The following is a 16,215-nucleotide window of genomic DNA, read 5'->3' as shown; positions in this document are numbered from 1 at the left end:
GGCTTGGCTTTTCTTGAACTTGGTCCCATCAGGGCTGGCGCGCCCGGGTTCACTTGATACACTCGCCGCATGACCACCTCCAAAGAACGCGACCTGGAGGCGCGCCTGGAAGCGGCGTTCCGTGAGCACCAGACAGCCACGCTCGTCGCGGTGACGCTCGGAATCGTGATTGGCGTGGGCGTCGCCGCCTACGTCCTGAACCGCACGCGTCGCCCCATGCTGCGCATGAACCCCGACGATCCCGAGCAACCCCTGTTCATCTGAACGCGTCACCACGAGCGGGCGCCCCCACCGGGAGCGCCCGCTCGAAACGCATGGATCAGTTCAGTCAGCCGGGTTCGCGGCGGGCTTCGTGACGTGCGTGGGCAGGCGCCGCCACAGCGCCAGCACGCACAGCGCCCCCAGCGCGATGATGACGCCCAGGCCCACGCGCGGCCCGAACGGCCCGGTCTTGTCGATCAAGCGGCTCACCAGCAGCGCGCCCGGAGGGCCCATGCCGACCAGCACGAACGAGTACACGCTCATCACGCGGCCGCGCAGGTGGTCAGGAATCGTGAGCTGCACGGTGCTGTTCGCGCTGATCAGGAGCGTCAGCATGCTGAACCCGCACGCCGCGAGGACCGGCGCGGCGATGAGGGCGGTGGGCGTCAGGGCGAGCGCGGTGCTGCTCACGATCAGCAGCACCGCGCCGACGCGCAGGTTCCGGGCGGGGTTGGGTTTGCTGGCCTGCCACAACGCGCCGATCATGGCGCCCACGCCGAACGCCGCGTTCAGCGCGCCGAACCCGGCCTCGCGCACGCCGTACACCACCCGCGCGAAGTACGGGATCAGCACGTTGAAGTTGATGATGGTCAGGCTGAGCGTCCCGACCAGCAGCAGCGTCGTCACGATGGCGGGCGTGGCGCGCACGTACCGCAGCCCCTCGGCGATGTCGAGGATCACGCTCGGGCGCGGCCCGCGTTCCCGTGCGGGGAAGGGGAGGGTGGCGAGCACGTACAGGACGTACAGGAACGACACGACGTTCAGGTAGAACGGGAACGCGAGGCGCGTGACGCTGTTCTCGTTGCCACCCGCGAGCAGGCCCACGCCGAGCGCCGCGACCGCGCCGAACACGGCCTGCCCGAGCGTGCGGCTCACGTTGAACGACAGGCTGTTGAGCGCGACGGCGTTAGGGACGTCCGCGCGCGGCACGAAGTCCACGACCATGCTCTGCCGCGCGGGCATGTCGAAGGCGTTCGCCATGCCGCTGATGAACGCGATGACCAGCACCAGCGGGTACGTGATGACGCCCAGGTGCGTGGTGATGGCGAGCGCGAGGGCGGTGCCGAGCAGCGTGATCTGCGTGGCGAGCAGCACGCGGCGGCGTGGAACGCGGTCGATGATGGCGCCCGCGAACAGGCTGAGCAGCAGGCTGGGCGTGAACTGCGCGACCGTGACCCAGCCGAGGGCGCTGCTGGACTGGTTCGTGAGTTCCAGAACGAGGTAGGACTGGGCGGTGGACTGCATCCACGAGCCGATGAGGCTCACGAGCTGCGAGATCCAGTAGCGCCGATAGTGGGGGTGCCTGAGGGCGCGGAACGTCTGTTGCTGCCAGTCGCGCGCGCGGCGGAGGGGGCCGGCGGTCATGGGCGCAGCATACGCCGCAGTGCCGCGCGTCGCGGCGGCGCGGGGCGTGTTTGCGGGGCAGTACCCCGTGAGTGACAAACATCATGAAGGTCGACTTAAGGTCCGCTGGACGCAATTGTGAGGGCCGGTTGGCGCGACCACGCGCTTGAATTGTTAAAGTGCCCGCCATGGAATACCGCAACCTCGGCAAAAGCGGCTTGAAAGTCAGCGAAATCGCTCTCGGCGGCTGGGTCACCTTCGGCCACAGCGTCAACGACGACCAGATGGTCCGCGACATCGTCCTCAAGGCCTACGAGCATGGCGTGAACTTCTTCGACCAGGCCGACGTGTACGCCCGCGGCAAGAGCGAAGAGCTCATGGGCGCCGTCCTCCGCGAACTCCCCCGCCACACCCTGGTCATCAGCAGCAAGGTGTACTGGCCGATGAGCGACGACGTGAACGACCGCGGCCTCAGCCGCAAGCACATCCTCGAAAGCATCGACAAGAGCCTGCAGCGCCTCGGCACCGACTACCTCGACATCTACTTCGCGCACCGCTACGACGACAACGTCCCCATGGAAGAAATCGTCATGGCGTTCGACCACGTCGTCCGCAGCGGCAAGGCCATGTACTGGGGCACCAGCGAGTGGCCCGCCGCGCGCATCGCGCAGGCCGTCGAGTTCGCCAAGGCGAACGGCCTGTACGGCCCCGTCACCGAACAGCCGCAGTACAGCATGCTGTACCGCGACCGCGTCGAGAAGGAAATCCTGCCGTACACCGAGAAGGCCGGCGTGGGCCTCGTCGTGTGGAGCCCGCTCGCCATGGGCATGCTCACCGGCAAGTACGACGACGGCATGCCCGAAGGCGCCCGCCTCAGCGACAACGAGAACTGGGCGAAGCAGTTCGTGAACGAAACGAACCGCCAGAAGGTCCGCGCGCTCAAGCCCATCGCGGACGACCTGGGCCTCACCCGCGCGCAGCTCGCGCTCGCGTGGGCGCTGCGCCAGCCGGGCGTCAGCAGCGTCATCACCGGCGCCACCAAAGTCCAGCAGATCGAGGACACCGCCAAGGCCGCCGGCGCGAAACTCACCCCGGAAATCACCGCGCGCATCGACGAAATCCTCAAAGGCGAGTAAGGCCCGCTCACCACCAAAGGCAGGAGGGGCGCCGCGCGGCGCCCCTCCTCCTTTTGGGTGGCGTTCGTCCTCACGCGCAGGCTCTACGCTGAGGGGCGTGGACAACGCCATAGAGACGCACGAGCTGCGCAAAACGTACCGGGGCGTGAACGTCGTGGACGGCCTGAACCTCACGGTCCGGCGCGGCGAGGCCTTCGGGTTCCTCGGCCCGAACGGCGCCGGCAAAAGCACCACCGTGAAAATGCTGCTCGGCCTCGTGCGCCCCTCGGGCGGCGACGTGCGCGTCCTCGGCGGGCACCCTGGCGCCCGCGCCGTGCGCGCGCAACTGGGCTTCCTGCCCGAGCAGTTCCGCTTCCAGACGTGGATGACCGCCGAGGAGTTCCTGACCTTCCACGCGCGCCTCGCGGGTCTGAGTGCCCACGACGCGCGCGCCCGCATTCCCGGCGCGCTCGAACGCGTCGGCCTCGCGGGCCGCGCCCGCCAGACGCTCGGCAGCTTCAGCAAAGGCATGCTGCAACGCGCGGGGCTCGCGCAGGCGCTCATTCACCAGCCCGCGCTGGTGTTCCTCGACGAACCCACCAGCGCCCTCGACCCCATCGGCCGCGTCGAGGTCCGCGAGATCATCACCGCCCTCAAGCAGGACGGCACCAGCGTGTTCCTGAACTCCCACCTGCTCAGCGAGGTCGAAGCCGTCTGCGACCGCGTCGCGTTCGTGAACCGCGGCCGCGTCCTGCGGGCCGGCACGCTCCGCGAACTCCTCGGTGAAGGCACCGCCTTCGTCGTGCGCGCGCGCCCCCTCACGCCCGCGCTGCACCGCGCCCTGGAAGCGCTCGGCACCGTCACGCCCGCCGTGAACGACCCGGACACCCTGCACGTCACCCTGCACGACCCGGCGTTCGCGGCGCGCGTCGCGCCCGCCGTGCTGAGCGCCCACGCGGAACTGCTCGCCCTGGTCCCACAGCAACCGGACCTGGAAAGCATCTTCCTGAACCTCATCGGCCGCTCCGGGAGCGCCGCGTGAGGGGCGCCCTGCTGGTGGCAGGCCTCACGCTCCGCGAAGCCCTGCGGAAACGCCTCGTGGTGGCCCTGCTGATCCTCACGGCCATCTTCATCGGCTTCTACCTGTACGGCGTGTTCAGGCTCGAAAGCACCCTGCTGGCACGCGCCGCCGAACTGGGCCTGGACCGCGCGCCCCGCGCGGCACAACGCTCGTACGCCTTCATGACGCTGCTCGGCATGTACCTCGTCAACTTCCTGGCATCCCTGATGGCCGTCCTGAGCGCCGTCGGCAGCGTCAGCGGCGACATCGAGAGCGGCGTCATGCAGTCCATCGCGTACCGCCCCGTGCCGCGCGAGCAGTACGTCCTCGGGCGCTGGCTGGGCTTCGCGCTCATCAACGCCGGGTACGTGGTGCTGCTCAGTGTCGGCCTGCTGTTCGGCACGCACCTCATCACCGGTTTCCTGCCGCCTGACCCGGTGCCCGCCGTCGCCCTGATGGTCCTCAGCACCCTGCTGCTCCTGACCCTCACGGTCCTCGGCAGCAGCGTCTTCACGACGCTCGCCAGCGGCATCGGCGTCTTCCTGCTGTACGGCATCGGCTGGACCGGCGGGTTCCTCAAGACGCTCGGCGTCGCCACCGACGCCCCCACCCTCACCCGGCTCGGGCACGTCGCGTCCGTCCTGATGCCCGCCGACGACCTGTGGAAGGGCGCCAGCAACTACCTGCTCACCGAAGAGATCCGTCAGGTCCTCAACCTGTCCGGCGGGTTCATTCCGTTCTTCGGCACGCAGCCGCCCAGCGTCGGCACGCTGCTGTGGACGGCCGCGTACATGCTGTTGGCCCTCGTGCTCGCCTGTCTCGCCTTCCGCCGGCGCGACCTGTAACCTCACCAGAGTAATGGCCCCCAGGAACGCCTGGGGGCCATTACTCTGGGCAGTCACTCGTGCGAGCTGGGGTCCGGGTTCTTGCTCACGACGTCCGCCTCATGCAGGCGGTTCGGTTGCCGGAACGCCCGCTCGCGCTCCTCTTCCAAGGCCACGCCCGCACGGTCCGGGCCGGGCGGCATCTTGTGGTCGCTGTTGTCCACCACCGGGTCGCCGGTCGCGGGCGTATCAATGTCGCGCACGACGTGCTCGTTGTCTTTCGTCATGTTCACCCCTCCTGAGGTTGTCGGCACGAACGCCGGGGCGTTCCCCACGGCCACGTCCGCGCCCTGCTTCTCGGCCCACACGCGCGCCGCTACCGGCGCCGTGGTGATGACGGTCACGTCGGCATCGCCGCTTGCCGTGACGTCGTCCGCCGGCATGCGGGCATTCAGCTCCGCGAGCAGCCGCTCGCGCGCCGCCACCTCGCCGTCCACCCGCGCGATCTCCTCGCGGATGGGCGTGAGCGTCGCCACGTCCGCCCCGCCGTGATACGCGCGGCCCAGGCGAGCGTACAGCCCGTCCAGGTCACGGTTCAGCTGGTAAATCTCCACGCGCAGCCGCGCCGCCTGCGTGACTTCCTCGCCGCGCACGCGGGCGCGGTCCACGCCACGTTTCAGGGTGTTCAGGATGTTGTCCAGCACAGCTTGCCTCCCTTGACCGCTCGTATTCTGCGCCCCCGCACCGCCCGGGGACGTGAACGAACCCCCATGATCCCTTTAGAGCGCCGCACCCACAAACGAGGGAGGGGCCCACCACGGTGGGCCCCTCCCTCGCTGACGCGCGGTTACAAGCCGTACGCCTGACGCTCGGCGGTGAGGTTCGCCTCCCGCGTGTGCTCGTCGTTCACGCGCTGCGCGTCCACGTCGGCGACGACCTCGGCGAGGCGCGCCTTCAGGGCGTCCAGGCCCGTCTCGCGCGCAGCGCTGACCGGCAGGCCGTGCAGGCGCTCCATTTCGCGCGCCAGCAGGTCCGGGTCGGCGGCGTCCGCTTTATTCAGCGCCACCACTGTCGGCAGGTCCGCGACCTCCAGTTCCTGCAGGATGCGCGTGACCGCGTCGTGGCGGGTGTCCGCGCCGGGCGTGGCGGCGTCCACGACGTGCAGCAGCACGTCCGCGTCGCCGATTTCCTCCAGGGTGCTGCGGAACGCGCGCGTGAGGTCCGTCGGGAGGTCCCGGATGAACCCCACCGTGTCCGTGAACACCACCGGGCCGACGCCCGGCAGGAAGCCCTGACGGCTGGTGGGGCGCAGCGTCGCGAACAGCTTGTTCTCCGCGAGCACGCGGCGCGGCTCCTCGGCGGCGTGCGTGAACGCGTTGAGCAGGGTGCTCTTCCCGGCGTTCGTGTACCCGACGATGCTGATGACCGGAATGGCGTTGCGTTCGCGGCGCTTGCGGCGCTCGCCGCGGCGGGTGGCGACCTCGCGCAGCTGCGCTTCGAGGAACGCGATGCGGTCGTTGATGCGTCGGCGGTCCAGCTCCAGTTTCGTCTCGCCGGGCCCGCGCGTGCCGATGGCGCCGCCGGCGGCGCTGCCTGCGCTGCCCCCGATGCGCGACAGCTGCGTGCCCTGCCCGAGCAGGCGCGGCTTCATGTACCGCAGCTGCGCGAGTTCCACCTGCAGGCGGGACTCCACGCCCTGCGCGTGCAGTGCGAAGATGTCGAGGATCAATTGCGTGCGGTCGATGACCTTCAGGCCGGTGGCGGCCTCAATCTCGCGCGCCTGCGCCGGGTTGAGCTCCTGACCGAACACCAGGACGTCCGCGTCGAGGTGGTACGCCTTGCTGGTCAGTTCCTCGAGCTTGCCGGCACCGACGAGCGTGCCGGGCTTCAGGTGACGGCGGTACACCAGTTCCTTGTACGCCACGTCCGCGCCGGCGGTGCGGGCGAGTTCCGCGAGTTCCGCGAGGCGCTCTTCCGCGTCGAACTGGCCGCTGTCGATCTGCACCAGGATGGCGCGCTCGCGGTCCTTCTTCGCTTCGCGCAGGGTCGAGGCGCGCGCGATTTCCTCTTCAAGGGCGCTGACCTGCGCGCCGAGGTCGAGTTCGTCGATGTCGTACGGGCTGACGGGCGGGTACACGCGCCAGTCCTCTTCCTCGCCGGTGCTGCCGGGCGGGGTGAGGTGCGCGACGTGCACGTTCCCGGGCAGGCCGTCACCTTTGACTTCCACGGCGGCGACCGCGTCGAGGCGTTTCATGAACAGCGTGGTCAGGTCGCCTTTGCTGAGCGGCCCGCCCTTGGGGTGCGTGTGCAGCAGGTGGAAGCCGGCGAGGCGCGTTTCGCCCATGCGGACGCTGGGGAGCTCGGCGCCTTTGGCGTCGGCGACGCTGACACTCACGACGCGTCCGCGCCGGTCGATCAGGACGCTGATTTCACGGCGAATGTCGTGCGACAGTTCCGACAGGTTCCGCGCGAGTTCCGGGCTTCCGACGCGCCCCGGCTCGATGCGGCGGCGGTACAGGTTGCTGAGTTGTTTCACTTGCCCGGTTTTCAGGCCGCTGAGGTTCCCATGGACTTTCTCGATGTTGATTCACTTCCTTACTGGTATGGAATGAGGGTGCTGACTTCAGGCCACGCGGACACGGTCCGGGTGGCTCGGGCGAAAAACACGGTCCGTTGACTGCTCTACAGCGTAGCGCGAGAACAGTGGACGAACCGTGTGCAATTACTTGAGGCGCATACACGCATTCTGAGGGTGGCCGTGGGGTTCCGCATCCGCCGCATGGCGGAGCGGAACAGGGGAGAGGGGCTGGCTGTCCGGTGCCGGTGCTTCAGGCCTTCAGGCGCGCGCGCTCAGGTGCTCGGCGAGGCGGTCCCAGGTTTCAGTGATGCCCTGCAGCATGCCCATGTCCAGAACGGTCTGCAGGGCCGCTTCAGTGTCGTATTCGGCGCGGTTCGTGACGCGCGTGCGGCCGTCCACGTCGTCGAAGGTGAGGGTCACGCGCGTTGCCGGGAGGTCCGGGTTGATGTTCGCGTCGGCGTCCGAGAAGTGGTCGGTGTACACGAGCTGGGTGGGCGCCTCGATGGTGCCGTACACGCCCAGGCCCCACGATTCCATGCCGTAGAAGTCGCCCTGCTGAGGGTCCACGCACTTCATGCAGTAGTGCCACTGGCCGCCGGGGCGCAGGTCGACGCTGCAGAACGGCATCTCCCAGCCGCGCGGCGCCCACCAGTGGCGCAGGTGGTCTGCGTTCGTGAAGGCCTCGAACACCAGCGCGCGCGGGGCGTTGAAAACGCGTTCCAGGATGAGGGTCTTGCCGGCTTCGATGGTCGAGGTCATGGGGGTTGGGGCGCTGTGGGTCATGGGGTGCCTCCTGAGCATTACGACGGGTCGTGGCGGTCGGTGGGTGGGGGTGGAGCGGGCGGGCGCTGCAGCTGCTGCAGGTAGTCGTCGAGGCGGTCGAGGCGGCCTTCCCAGAGGTGCCGGTACACGCTGAGCCACTCGTCGAGTTCGCGGAAGGGGGCCGCGCGGAGGGTGCAGATGCGGCGGTTGCCGACGGCGGTGACTTCGACCAGGCCCGCGTCGGTGAGGACGCGCAGGTGCTTGGAGGCCTGGGGCTGGCGGATCTGCAGGCGGGTGGCGATCTCGCCGACGGTGAGGGGTTGTTCGGTCAGCAGCTCGACGATGTGCAGGCGGTGCGGTTCGGCCAGCGCGCTGAAGGTCGCGGCGTTCAGAGGGGCCTCCTGTGGGATGAGGGGTCGGGTTGACTGACCGTATTATGCAAAAAGAGGAATATTCCTGTCAAGGAATATAAAGACAAGCGTAAGCATGGGTTCCAGGAGAACGACGCCGCTACTCCTGACGGCGCGCGTCCTGATCGGCCGCCACGTACCAGTCGTCCGCGTCCTGACCGGAACTCCACACCGCCACCCCCACGTGCGCGCGCAGCGGCGCGCTCGACCAGCGCTGCGCGTTCAGGTCTGCCGTGAGGGCGTGCGCCACCACCCGCGCCTGCGGCTCCGGCAGGTCCGCGATCACCGCGAACTCACTGCGCGTCAGGCGGTACGCCTGCGCGTGCGGCGTGAGGTGCGCGCGCAGGCGCTCCGCCACGCGCGCCAGCGCGTCATCCCCGATACTTAGCCCATACTGGCTCAGGTCCCGCATGCCGTCCACCCGCAACAGCAGCAGCGTGAGCGGCGCGCCCCCCACATCCGCGCGGCGCAGCGCCTCCTCCCGGTGCGCGCGAAACGCGCGCCGGTTCAGCAGCCCCGTGAGGTCGTCGGTGCTCGCTTCGCGCTCCAGGCGCTCCCGCAAGCGCGTGTTCTCGACCGCCAGCGCCACATGCGTCCCCAGCAGCCGCAGGAACTCCAGGTCCTCGGGCGTGAAGCGGTTCACCTCATACGACTGCAGGGACAACACCCCCACCGTCTCGCCGCGCACGCGCACCGGCACGCCCATCCACGCGCGCGTGGGCGGCGCGTTGCGGTTCAAGCGCCGGGCAGTGGCGCCCTGCTCGCGGATGTACGCGGCGACGTCCCCGATCAACTCCACTCGCCCCTGCAACACCCGCTCCAGCAGGCCCTCCGGGTTGGAAATCGCGGTGGTGTCCTGCACGCTGCGGCCCTCGTGCAGGCGCACGCGCCAGTGCCCGTCAGGTTGCTGCGCGGCGTACAGCGTGATGGTCGCGCCGAACAGGCGGTTCGCCTGCTCATGCACCGCGCCGATCACGTCCTCCGTGCGGCGCGCCGCCGCGAGGGCGCCGAGGAGGTCCACGAGGGTTTCGTAGCGTTCCAGGCGGCGGGCCAGGGCGGGCTGTGCGGGGCGGCGCAACACCTTCCATTCTAGGAGGGTCCGGGGCGCCCCTGCACTTCGTGCGGCGCGTCACGAGCGGGACAGTTGGTCCCCCGGGCCGGGCGTATCATGCGGGCATGATCGCGCCCCGCGACCCCCGACTCGCGCCCATCGCGGACAAAGTGCTGCGCGGCGAGCGCCTGAACTTCCAGGACGGCCTGACGCTCTACGCCACGCCGGACCTCAACACCCTGATGCGCCTCGCCAACCTCACCCGCGAGCGACTGCACGGCGACAAGACGTACTTCGTGCACAGCATGCGCCTCGAATTCACGAACCTCTGCTACGTCGGCTGCACCTTCTGCGCCTTCGCCGCCCGCAAAGGCGAGGAACGCGCCTGGGACTACGACGCCGACACCGTCGTCGAGAAGGTCCGCGAGAAGTACGTCCCGGGCCTCACCGAACTGCACATGAGCAGCGGCCACCACCCCAACCGCCCCTGGAGCTTCTACCCGGAAATGGTCAGCAAGCTCCGCGCGAACTTCCCGGACCTGCAGGTCAAGGCGTTCACCGCTGCGGAAATCGAGCACCTCAGCAAGATCAGCAAGAAACCCACCCTGGACGTCCTGCGGGAACTGCAGGCGGCAGGCCTCGCGGCCATGCCGGGCGGCGGCGCGGAAATCTTCGCGGACCGCGTGCGCCGTCAGGTCGCGAAAAACAAGGTCAAAGCCGAGAAGTGGCTGCAGATCCACCGCGAAGCGCACAGCCTCGGCCTGCGCACCAACGCCACCATGCTGTACGGCCACATCGAAACGCTCGAGGAGCGCCTCGACCACATGCATCGCCTGCGTGAACTGCAGGACGCGTCCCTCGCGGACTTCGGCGGTGGCCTGCACGCGTTCATCCCGCTCGCGTTCCAGCCGATGGGCAACAGCCTCGCGCAGAACCTCGGCAAGACCGAATACACCACCGGCCTCGACGACCTGCGCAACCTCGCCGTCGCGCGCCTCTACCTCGACAACGTCCCGCACATCAAAGGCTACTGGGTGATGATCGGCAGCGAACTCACGCAGATCAGCCTCGACTGGGGCGTCAGCGATATCGACGGCACCATCCTCGAGGAACACATCGCGCACGCCGCCGGCGCGCAGAGCCCCATGAGCCTCAGCCAGCAGAAGATGATCCGCATGATCCAGCAGGCCGGGCGCACGCCGGTGCTGCGCGACGCGTTCTACAACGAGCTGCAGGTGTTCGGCGCCGCGCAGGCCGCCGACTGACCGCGCTCCACTGATCTGCCCCGCCCGGGCGGCGCCCCCGCGCCGCCCACCTGACCGGCCTACCCGCAGCCCGGTAAGGAGGTCCACGCATGACCCGACTGTACCCCGTCGGCCTGATCCACTACACCAACGTCGCCCCGATCCTTGACGACATCGAACTGCCGGACACCGTCACGGCTGTGCGCGGCGTCCCCACCGAAATGAACGCCGCGCTGCTCGACGGGCGCGTCAGCTTCGCGAACATCAGCATCATTGAATTCATCCGCCACGCCGACACCCTCGCGGCCCTGCCGGACTTCAGCGTCGCCGTGCTCGGCGCGGTGTACAGCGTGAACCTGTTCCACCGCCGCCCCTGGGCGGACCTGCACGGCGCGCGCATCGCCCTGACCGCGCAGAGCGCCGGCAGCGTCGCGCTGCTGGAGGTGCTGCTGCGCCACAGCCGCCTGAACGTCACCCTGGAGCGCGCCGAAGGGCACGCCCGCGACCTGCTGGACGCTGGGTACGACGGCGTCCTGCGCATCGGCGACAGCGCCCTGCGCGAGTGGTACGACGCGGTCGGCCCCATCCACGACGACGTGAGCGTCCTGGACCTACCGCACCAGAAGGACGGCCTGATCGTCACGGACCTCGCCCAGAAGTGGTTCGAGCTGACCGGCCACCCCTTCGTGTTCGCCGTGTGGGCGTACCGCAAGGACGACCCGCCCCCCCCGGAACTGCTGCGGGCCATGCGCATGGCCCGGCGGCGCGGCATCGGGCACCTCGGGGACATCAGTGCGCGGCACGCCGCGAAGCTCGGCCTGCCGGAACGCGTCGTGCAGCATTACCTCTGGAACTTCCGCTACCATCTCGAAGCGCCGGACCGCCTGGGCCTGCAGGAGTTCGCGGACCTCGCCGTGCCCGGCCACGCGCCCCTCACGCTCGCCAACCCCGACACGCTCCGCCCCTGACCGGCAGCGGCTCAGCCAGGGACCGACCTGCTCTGGTCGGCCCCTGGCCTCAATTCAGGAGGCGCGGCTCGCCGCCCTCCGGGTTCGGGTCGAGGCGAAACTCCGGAATGGGCGCGCGCACGCGCTCCCCCCAAGCGTCCTGAAACTCGTAGTGTCCGCTCATGATGCCGGGCGGCACCTCGATGGTCACGAAACTGTCGTACTCGAACACGCCGCCCGGCGCGAGCAGCGGCATCTCGCCCACGACGCCCTCGCCTTCCACCTCGGTGACGGCGCCGCGCCCGTCGGTCACGCGCCAGAACCGGCGCGTCAGGCGGTACGTGAGGTCCGCGTGGTTCTCGATCCGCACGAAATACGCGAACACCGTTCGGTCCGGGCGGGAATGCTGCGGAAGATGCAGGGTCCGCACCGTCACGCGAATGTCGGGTTGTGGTTGCACGCGCGCAGCATACCCCAGCCGGCGCGCCCCGCAGGACCGACCGGGACGTGACGTAAACTCGGCGGGTGAACACCCCATTCCTGATGGACCTCCTGCAGGCCGCCGCGCCCAGCGGCTTCGAAACGCGCGCCGCCGACGTCTGGGCGCGTCACGCCGAGCAGTTCGGCGCGCGCACCCACCGTGACCACTTCGGGAACGCGTACGCGGCCACTGGCCCCGAAGACGCGGCGCCCATCGTGCTGCTCGGCCACCTCGACGAGATCGGCCTGATGGTCTCCCACGTGGGCGACGAGGGTCTGCTCGCCGTGCGCGCCCTGGGCGGCTGGGACCCGCAGGTGCTGGTCGGGCAGCGCGTGCGTCTGCTCGCGGACGGCGGCGACCTCTTCGGCGTGGTCGGCAAAAAGGCCATTCACCTGATGGAAGCCGAGGAGCGCACGAAAGCCAGCACCATCAAGGACCTCTGGGTGGACACGGGCCTGCCGGTCGACGAGGTGCGCGCGCGCATCCCGGTCGGGACGGTCGCCGTCATCGAGCAGCCGCCCCTGCAGCTCGGTGACAAGCTGGCCAGCAAGGCGCTCGACAATCGTCTCGGCGCGTTCATCGTGCTGGAGGCCGTGCGCGTCTTGCACGAGCGCGGCACGAAGCATCACGTGGTTGCGGTCGGGACGGCACAGGAGGAGATCGGCGCGCACGGCGCGCTCGTCGCGACGTACGCGTTGCGCGCCCGCGCCGGCATTGCCGTGGACGTAACGCACGAATCCACCCAGCCCGGCGCGGACGAGAAGGAACTGGGCCGCGTGCCGTTCGGGAGCGGCGCGAACCTCGCGGTGAGCGCCATGACGAACCCCGGCATCCTGCGGGACCTCCAGGCGGCCGCGCGCGACGAGAACATTCCGTTCAGCCTGAGCGCCAGCCCGCGCGCGTCGTGGACGGACGCGGACACGGCGATCCTGACGCGGGCGGGCGTGCCGATGGGCGTCGTGAGCATCCCGCTGCGCTACATGCATTCCCCGAGTGAGATGGTGGACGTCCGCGACGTGCAGGCGTGCATCGACATCATCGTGGCGTGGGTGGAGCGCAGCGGCGACCGCACCGACTACACGCGCTGAACGGCGCAATAAGGGCAGGCGCAGCCACGCTGCGCCTGCCCTTATTGCGTTACTTCTGCTCGACGAGCTTGAAGCTGCCGCTGCCGCTGTAGCTGTACACCTGCCAGCGGTACGTGCCGTTCGCGGCGTTGTACGTGACGTTCTCGCTGCTGGTGCTGCCCTCGCTGGACGCCACTTTCGTCCAGCTGCCAGTGCTGCTGCGCTTCTGGAGGAACAGGTCGAAGTCCGTGCCGCTCGGACCGGTCAGCGCGCCGGTGAGCGTGCCGCCCGCGTACGTGAAGCCGGTGCTGCTGGGCTGGTACGAGGACGCGCCCGTGCCGCTCAGCGTGCCGGTGTATGTGGTCCCGCCGGTCGTGGGGGGCGTGGTGCCGCCCACGTACAGCAGCTTGTTGGGGCTGCCGGTGCCGGCGTTCGTGACGACGCCGGTGGTGGCGTTGTTCAGCAGGGCGCTGGTGATCTGCGCGGGCGTGTAGGTGGGGTTCTGGCCGAGGATCAGCGCGGCGGCGCCGGCGACATGCGGGCTGGCCATGCTGGTGCCGCCCTCGGTGGCGGTGGCGGTGTTGCTGCCGATGTAGGTACTGAGGATGTTGTCGCCGGGCGCGAACAGGTCGAGGCAGCTGCCGTAGTTGCTGCCCTGGGCGCTGCCGTCGGGCGTGCGGCCCCAGTTGGTCACATCGGGGCGGCGGTCGGTTTTCATGGTGGCGCCGACCGTGACGGCCTGGGGTGCGCGCGCGGGGCTGACGTTGCAGGCGTTCTGGTCCTCGTTGCCGGCGGCGACGACGGGCAGGACGCCGCTGTTGTACAGGTTGGCGATGGCGTTGTCGTCGGCGGTGCTGGCGCCGCCGCCGAGGCTCATGTTGGCGACGCTGGGGCCGCTGTGGTTCTTGGCGACCCAGTCGATGCCGGCGATGACGCCCGCGTCGGTGCCGCTGCCGTCGCAGCCGAGGACCTTCACGGCCACGAGCTTCACGCCCTTCGCCACGCCGTAGGTGGTGCTGCCGACCGTGCCGGCGACGTGCGTGCCGTGCCCTTCGCAGTCGGTGTTCTGGCCGTCCCCGGTGGTGTTCGTGCCCCACGAGGCGCGGCCGCCGAAGTCACTGTGGGTGGTGTTGATGCCGGTGTCGATGATGTACGCCGTGACGCCACTGCCCGTGGAGGAGTAGGTGTAGCTGCTGTTGAGGGGTAGGTTGCGCTGGTCGATGCGGTCCAGGCCCCAGCTGGGCGGGTTGGTCTGCGTGGCGGTGGCCTTGACGACCTTGTTCTGCTCGACGTAGGCGACGGCGGGGTTGCTCTTGAGTTTGGCGAGGTTGGCGTCGCTGAGTTTCGCGGCGAAGCCGTTCAGGGCGGCGGTGTAGACGTGCAGCACGCTGACGCCCTGAGGGTCGAGGCCGAGCTGCGTGACGAGGCCGTTGACGTTCTGGGCGCTCATGGCGGTGCTGATGGCGCCTTTGTTCAGGACAACGATGTATTCGCCGGGGATGGCGGTGCCAGCGACTGCGGTGGTGGCCGGGCTGGTGGGCGTCTGGGCGGTCATGTTGCCGCAGCCGGCGAGGAGGAGCGTGAGGCCGAGGATGCCGGTCATGGTGAGCTGCTTGTGCATGCGTGTTCCCTCCCAGGAAGACAGTGCGTCAGGCGTGTGTGACGGCGTTGAGGCTGTGGTCTGACTTCTGGGAGTATCGGTGGGCGTCCTGGAAACTCAAAACTATACAGCTAGACAGATAATGAGGCTTATACATTGTAATCCTGGCTTCAGCTCTGACCTTCCAAATGACGTTTTTGATCAACAATTCGGTGAAAGATTAAAACCTATTTCTGCAGGGTTATGCAAGTCGTCGCGTGCTATGCAAACCTGAAAAATCCATGAGGCTTTTGCCTTAGACGGACCAAACAACATCTTGGGCGGCTTGCTTCACAAGGCCACCCAAGAACAGGACTTATTTTTATGAGGCTATTCTGAACGCCTCAGCTCCACTTATCCTTAGGCCAGCACGCGCACGTCGGGCCGCGTATCCAGCACCGCATCCGGCACGCACGCCATCGCGTCCCGCAGAACCTCTACGCCCGCACCCGGCAGGTACGCCCGCTCACTGATCGTCCGCTTCCACCCGCGCGCGCCCGCTTGCCCCGCGAACAACCCCAGCGCATGCTTCGTCACGCGCGACAGGTACACGTCCCGCGCCAGCATCTCCTCCGCGTACCCGATCAGGCCCTCCACGACCTCACGGCGCGTCGGCACCACATGCGCGTCCCCGAACAGGCGCGCGTCCGCCAACGCCAGCAAGTACGGGTTCCCGTACGCCTCACGCCCGATCATCACTCCGTCCACGCTGCGCAGGTGCGTCTCCGCCTCATCCAGCGACTTCACGCCGCCGTTCAACACGAACGTCAGCTGCGGGAAATCCATCTTCAACTGCCGCACCACCTCGTACCGCAGTGGTGGAATCTCCCGGTTCTCCTTCGGCGACAACCCGCTCAGCCACGCCTTGCGCGCGTGCACGATGAACGTCTCGCACCCCGCGTCCGCCACCGTCCGCACGAACGCCGTTAGCAGCTCGTAACTGTCCAGGTCGTCAATGCCGATGCGGTGCTTCACCGTGACCGGCAGACCCGTGGCGCCCCGCATGGCCTCCACGCCGCGCGCCACCACGTCCGGCGTCGCCATCAGGCACGCCCCGAACCGGCCGTTCTGCACGCGGTCCGACGGGCAGCCGACATTCAGGTTGACCTCCGCGTACCCGTACCCTTCCGCGCGGCGCGCGCACTCCGCGAGCGCGACCGGGTCGCTCCCGCCCAGCTGCAGCGCCACCGGATGCTCCTGCGGGCTGAAGCTCAGGTGCCGCGCCTCATCCCCATGCAGGATCGCGCCGGTGGTGATCATCTCGGTGTACAGCAGCGTATGGCGCGTGATCAGGCGGTGGAAGGCGCGGCAGTGACGGTCGGTCCAGTCGAGCATGGGCGCGACACTCAGCGTGTGCGGCGCTGGGCGGGCGGGCGCAGTCATCCCGGCAGTGTAGCGCCACGCGCGCGGGGCCGTCCGTGCCGCTCTCACA

Annotated in this window: 15 protein-coding genes and 1 pseudogene; 7 read left to right on the top strand and 9 right to left on the bottom strand. The window is 68.9% G+C overall.

Annotated features, from left to right (window positions below; genetic code table 11):
• Positions 1-69: 69 nt before the first annotated feature.
• Entirely contained in the window at positions 70-264 is a 195-nt protein-coding gene (locus DEIMA_RS13010) for a hypothetical protein (protein ID WP_013557728.1), read from the top strand.
• A gap of 60 nt (positions 265-324) precedes the next feature.
• Here DEIMA_RS13010 and DEIMA_RS13005 read toward each other — a convergent pair whose 3' ends face one another.
• Complete coding sequence (locus tag DEIMA_RS13005; protein ID WP_013557727.1) at positions 325-1,626, bottom strand: MFS transporter; 1,302 nt, start codon at positions 1,624-1,626, stop codon at positions 325-327.
• A 167-nt stretch (positions 1,627-1,793) separates the two neighbouring features.
• Here DEIMA_RS13005 and DEIMA_RS13000 point away from each other — a divergent pair, with 167 nt between their 5' ends.
• The 3 genes from DEIMA_RS13000 (at position 1,794) to DEIMA_RS12990 (ending at position 4,625) form a co-directional block, all read left to right on the top strand.
• Entirely contained in the window at positions 1,794-2,741 is a 948-nt protein-coding gene (locus DEIMA_RS13000) for an aldo/keto reductase family protein (protein ID WP_013557726.1), read from the top strand.
• 97 nt (positions 2,742-2,838) lie between these two features.
• Positions 2,839-3,762, top strand: coding sequence for an ABC transporter ATP-binding protein (locus DEIMA_RS12995; protein ID WP_013557725.1), 924 nt, complete (start codon positions 2,839-2,841; stop codon positions 3,760-3,762).
• Positions 3,759-4,625 (top strand): ABC transporter permease, encoded by an 867-nt coding sequence (locus tag DEIMA_RS12990; RefSeq protein ID WP_013557724.1) that lies wholly within the window; start codon positions 3,759-3,761, stop codon positions 4,623-4,625. Before DEIMA_RS12995 ends, DEIMA_RS12990 begins: the two co-directional genes overlap by 4 nt.
• Positions 4,626-4,678: 53 nt before the next feature.
• On the opposite strand, the gene DEIMA_RS17020 is transcribed toward DEIMA_RS12990, so the two are convergent.
• From DEIMA_RS17020 to DEIMA_RS12965, 5 genes and pseudogenes are all read right to left on the bottom strand, one after another.
• Positions 4,679-5,308, bottom strand: a complete 630-nt coding sequence (locus tag DEIMA_RS17020) for a hypothetical protein (RefSeq protein ID WP_013557723.1) — start codon at positions 5,306-5,308, stop codon at positions 4,679-4,681.
• A 143-nt stretch (positions 5,309-5,451) separates the two neighbouring features.
• Positions 5,452-7,140, bottom strand: a complete 1,689-nt coding sequence (hflX, locus tag DEIMA_RS12980) for a GTPase HflX (RefSeq protein ID WP_013557722.1) — start codon at positions 7,138-7,140, stop codon at positions 5,452-5,454.
• A gap of 300 nt (positions 7,141-7,440) precedes the next feature.
• The gene (locus DEIMA_RS12975; RefSeq protein ID WP_013557721.1) at positions 7,441-7,965 is read right to left on the bottom strand and encodes an SRPBCC domain-containing protein; all 525 of its coding nucleotides are present in this window, start codon (positions 7,963-7,965) and stop codon (positions 7,441-7,443) included.
• A gap of 203 nt (positions 7,966-8,168) precedes the next feature.
• A pseudogene (locus DEIMA_RS18710) lies at positions 8,169-8,276 on the bottom strand (helix-turn-helix domain-containing protein); the annotation flags it as partial.
• Between the two features lie 178 nt (positions 8,277-8,454).
• Positions 8,455-9,432 carry a GGDEF domain-containing protein gene (locus DEIMA_RS12965; RefSeq protein ID WP_169311941.1) on the bottom strand — a complete coding sequence of 326 codons (978 nt, stop codon included), beginning with the start codon at positions 9,430-9,432 and terminating at the stop codon, positions 8,455-8,457.
• Positions 9,433-9,530: 98 nt separating this feature from the next.
• Between DEIMA_RS12965 and mqnE the strand changes: the two genes are divergently transcribed.
• Both mqnE and DEIMA_RS12955 read left to right on the top strand, forming a co-directional pair.
• Positions 9,531-10,670 carry an aminofutalosine synthase MqnE gene (gene mqnE, locus DEIMA_RS12960; protein ID WP_013557719.1) on the top strand — a complete coding sequence of 380 codons (1,140 nt, stop codon included), beginning with the start codon at positions 9,531-9,533 and terminating at the stop codon, positions 10,668-10,670.
• 89 nt (positions 10,671-10,759) lie between these two features.
• Positions 10,760-11,617 carry a menaquinone biosynthetic enzyme MqnA/MqnD family protein gene (locus tag DEIMA_RS12955; RefSeq protein ID WP_013557718.1) on the top strand — a complete coding sequence of 286 codons (858 nt, stop codon included), beginning with the start codon at positions 10,760-10,762 and terminating at the stop codon, positions 11,615-11,617.
• Positions 11,618-11,666: 49 nt separating this feature from the next.
• Here the strand turns inward: DEIMA_RS12955 and apaG are convergent, their stop codons facing one another.
• Entirely contained in the window at positions 11,667-12,056 is a 390-nt protein-coding gene (gene apaG / locus DEIMA_RS12950; RefSeq protein ID WP_245528323.1) for a Co2+/Mg2+ efflux protein ApaG, read from the bottom strand.
• A gap of 65 nt (positions 12,057-12,121) precedes the next feature.
• Here apaG and DEIMA_RS12945 point away from each other — a divergent pair, with 65 nt between their 5' ends.
• Complete coding sequence (locus DEIMA_RS12945; RefSeq protein WP_483459007.1) at positions 12,122-13,165, top strand: M20/M25/M40 family metallo-hydrolase; 1,044 nt, start codon at positions 12,122-12,124, stop codon at positions 13,163-13,165.
• Positions 13,166-13,214: 49 nt separating this feature from the next.
• Here the strand turns inward: DEIMA_RS12945 and DEIMA_RS12940 are convergent, their stop codons facing one another.
• Both DEIMA_RS12940 and dusA read right to left on the bottom strand, forming a co-directional pair.
• The gene (locus DEIMA_RS12940; protein WP_013557715.1) at positions 13,215-14,765 is read right to left on the bottom strand and encodes a S8 family peptidase; all 1,551 of its coding nucleotides are present in this window, start codon (positions 14,763-14,765) and stop codon (positions 13,215-13,217) included.
• 378 nt (positions 14,766-15,143) lie between these two features.
• Positions 15,144-16,166, bottom strand: coding sequence for a tRNA dihydrouridine(20/20a) synthase DusA (gene dusA / locus DEIMA_RS12935; protein ID WP_013557714.1), 1,023 nt, complete (start codon positions 16,164-16,166; stop codon positions 15,144-15,146).
• Between the last annotated feature and the right edge of the window lie 49 nt (positions 16,167-16,215).

It is taken from the genome of Deinococcus maricopensis DSM 21211 (assembly GCF_000186385.1).
Classification (GTDB): Bacteria; Deinococcota; Deinococci; order Deinococcales; family Deinococcaceae; genus Deinococcus_B; species Deinococcus_B maricopensis.
This window is presented reverse-complemented; position numbering and strand designations above follow the sequence as displayed.